Genomic DNA, 3,404 nt, shown 5'->3' with positions numbered 1-3,404 from the left:
ACCCACCACGGTCGCGTCATCTGCGTACCCCCTTCCCACCCCGGACCACCCTGATCGGACGCGGGACGGCCCCGGCCGGATCCGTGGATCCCGGCCGGGGCCGCCACACCACCCGGTCGGGTGACTCAGGTGCGGTTCGCCACCGAGTTGTAGACGTCCATGACGGCGGTGTCGAAGTAGGAGCTCTTGTTCGTACCGTCGCTGCTGAGCGTGCTCATGATGCCGTTGACGTAACCGTAGGCGTCGTTGTAGAGCCGCAGCCACACCGAGCCGCTGGACCCTCCGGTGAAGCCGCAGCGCAGGGCGATCTTGTTCTCCTGGAAGGGCCAGATGCCGGGGCGGAACGTGGTGCCCTGGCAGTACTGCTGCCATCCACCGTCGTACGGCGGCGCGGCCGGGTAGGCGAGGATGGTCACGGCCTGCTCGTAGCTGTAGTTGACCGAGAGACCGTTGCCACCGAGCACGTCGACCGGGCGCTGACCGGAGGCGTTCGGCCACATGGTGATCCAGGCGACGTCCCGGTCGAGATTGCTGTCGTTGATCCAGGCGTTGAAGGTGGTCAGGTACTTGGCCGACCAGCGGCCGTACGGCTCACTGCCGTAGTTGTAGAGCGGCACGAAGATCCAGTTCTGCATCCACTGGCCACCCCGACCGCCGTGCACGCAGTGCCCGGCGCTCATCACCAGCAGCTTCGATCCGCTGTTGACGGTACCCGCGGAGCAGACGTAGTTCTTCCCGTCGGCCGGGTTGTAGAAGAAGACCTTCCCGACCGTCGCGGACGCGGCGACAGCCGTCGTCGGTCCACCGGCGGTCGCACCGGCGAGGCCCGCCGACGTGGGTACGGTCGGCGCGGCCGGCGCGACGGACTGGGCCGCCCCGGTCGGCCGGGCAGCCCGGTCCGACTTCGCCTTCGCGCCCTTGACCAGCAGGTCCGCCGAGAGGGCGGTCCGCATCCGTTCGGCGGTCCAGTAGCTGCTCGCCTGCTCGGCGACGCCGAGTCCGCTGCGGGCGCCGGCCGAGGTGGTGGCCGGGACCGTGCTGGCCTGGGCCCCGCCGGCAACGTCGGCGGTCGGGGCCGCCTGGGCGGAACCGGCGCCGACCAGCACCATTCCCGCAGCCAGGGCAGCGGACGCGAGCACAGTGGCCACGCGCCGGATGTTCGGAACGTACATTCGTTCTCCCCCCTAGAGGATATTGGCGCTTATCGAAGCGCTCCCACAGCATCCTGCATATCCCACCGGATTGGAAGGACTACGATCAGTCAGAAACCCGCCTGTCAGATTCCGCCCTCCACCCATTTACGAAACCGTCACGGAAATGCCGAAAAAGAAAGCCGGGCGCATGGAAGCGCACCGTCGGGGTACCGGTGCAGCCATCGCCGGGGTACGCACGGGCAGCCCGCGCGGCGCAAAGGGGGAGACATGCGGATCGGATACTTCCTGTCGAGCGAGGAGTACGCCCCGGCGGAACTGCTGGCGCAGGCCCGCGGTGCCGAACGGGCCGGCTTCGAGGCACTGTGGATCTCCGACCACTACCACCCGTGGGTGGACGCCCAGGGCCAGAGCGCCTTCGTCTGGTCGGTGATCGGGGCGCTCAGCCAGGTCTGCCGGCTGCCGGTCACCACTGCGGTGACCTGCCCGACGGTCCGGATCCACCCGGCGGTCGTCGCACAGGCCGCCGCGACCAGCGCGGTCCTGCACGGCGGCCGGTTCGTGCTCGGCGTCGGCTCCGGCGAGGCGCTCAACGAGCACATCCTCGGTGACGCCTGGCCGCACACCGACGTCCGGCTGGAGATGCTGGAGGAGTCCGTCGAGGTGATGCGAAAACTCTGGGCCGGCGGGTTCGTCAACCACCGGGGGCGGCACTACACCGTCGAACACGCCCGGATCTACACCCGACCCGACACGCCGCCGCCGGTCTACGTCTCCGGTTTCGGACCGAAGGCGGTCGACCTGGCCGCCCGCATCGGCGACGGGTACGTCTGCACCACACCGGACGCCGACCTGGTCGCCCGCTTCCGGTCCGGGGGCGGTGGCGACAAGCCCTGCCAGGCCGGGTTCAAGGCCGCCTTCGCCGCCAACGCGGACGAGGGCGCCCGGATCGCGTACGAGAAGTGGCCCAACGCCGGGGTACCCGGCGAACTGTCCCAGGTGCTGCCCTCCCCACGCCACTTCGAGCAGGCCGCCGAATTGGTGAGCCCGGAAATGATGAGAGCTTCATTCGTCTGCGGCAACGACGCCGACGCCCACCTGGAAATGATCGACAAATATGCCCAGGCGGGCTTCGACGAGATCTACGTGGCCAACACCGGCCCGCATTTCCAGGGGCTGTTCGACCTCTATCAGCACGAGGTGCTCCCCCGGCTGCGCTGATCCCGGCTGCCGGGCGGTGACAGGCGATCTTGGTGGCGAAGGGCCCCTGGAGGGGCCGGCTCCCACCAAGATCCACCGGCTCGCCCCTTGCTCTGCTTCACTGACGGCTACACCGCGCCCCGGTTCCTGTTGCCTCCGCTGAAGCAGAGCAAAGGGAGCTGAGGGATGGGCGTGACCCTCGGGACCCACCGACCGGAGGCCGCAACCCGGAAGCGCAACCTGAAGGCTGCAACCCGGAACCGGCGGAGCAGCGGGGTGGTGGCGCGGCGGGTCAGTCCCGGGTGACCCCGAGGGTCCGGAGCAGGTCCTGGTAACCCGCTTCGGTGCCGATCCCGGCACGGGCAGCCGGCTGGTCGACGTGGTACCTGACCACATCGGCCAGGAACCAGGGGTGGACCGCCAGATTCTGGACGCTGACCCAGACGTTCCCCGGCCCGCCCCATCGCAGACCACGCCGGGTGACCAACTCCGGGCGCGCGACGATGAGCACCAGCTGGTACGGGGTGGACGGGCGCAGTGGCCGACCGACCGCCAGCGCCTCCCACGGGACGATCCGGGTGTGGAACATCTCGACCACGGTCAGCGCGTCGGGGGTGAGGACCACCCGGGGCCGCCCCCGCAGCACCACGACCACCAGAAGCGCGACGACAACGCCGAGCAGCAACGTGAGCATCTCGTCCAGGATGCCGAGGCCCAGGTCCAGAAGACGGAGACGGGCCGGAAGATCGTCCGGCCACGCCCCGATCCGATCGACCAACTGACTGACCGCACCGCCAATCCAGAAGGATGCGAACAGCGCCTGACCGGCGACCTGGTAACCGAACCCTGGCGAGGCCGGTATCCGGTAGCAGCCGTCGGCCACCACCAGAGCCACCGGTCCGCGCCACAGAAGACGCCACGCAACCACCGACGCCACCACCGGCAGGACGAAGAAAACCAGCGGTACCGCGATGCGACCGGGGTACTCCCGACCGACCGGACGGTCCACCAGGGCCAAGACCACCAGCCAGCCGAGGCCGACGGCTGCTACCG

At 69.3% G+C, this 3,404-nt stretch carries 3 protein-coding genes; 1 reads left to right on the top strand and 2 read right to left on the bottom strand.

All coding sequences use genetic code 11. The annotated features are described in order from the left end of the window. Positions 1-125: 125 nt before the first annotated feature. Entirely contained in the window at positions 126-1,148 is a 1,023-nt protein-coding gene (locus GSF22_RS32090; protein ID WP_208817661.1) for a hypothetical protein, read from the bottom strand. 273 nt (positions 1,149-1,421) lie between these two features. Here GSF22_RS32090 and GSF22_RS32085 point away from each other — a divergent pair, with 273 nt between their 5' ends. Next, on the top strand, positions 1,422-2,372 hold the full coding sequence (locus GSF22_RS32085) for a TIGR03557 family F420-dependent LLM class oxidoreductase (RefSeq protein ID WP_208817660.1): 951 nt from the start codon (positions 1,422-1,424) through the stop codon (positions 2,370-2,372). Between the two features lie 271 nt (positions 2,373-2,643). Here the strand turns inward: GSF22_RS32085 and GSF22_RS32080 are convergent. After that, a partial coding sequence (locus tag GSF22_RS32080; RefSeq protein ID WP_208817659.1) for a PH domain-containing protein occupies positions 2,644-3,404 on the bottom strand: 761 nt, incomplete at its 5' end.

Origin of the sequence: Micromonospora echinofusca, assembly GCF_017614955.1 — a bacterium.
Taxonomy (GTDB): Bacteria; Actinomycetota; Actinomycetes; order Mycobacteriales; family Micromonosporaceae; genus Micromonospora; species Micromonospora echinofusca_A.
The sequence above is the reverse complement of the archived record's forward strand: the minus strand, read 5'-3'. Positions and strand labels throughout refer to the sequence as shown.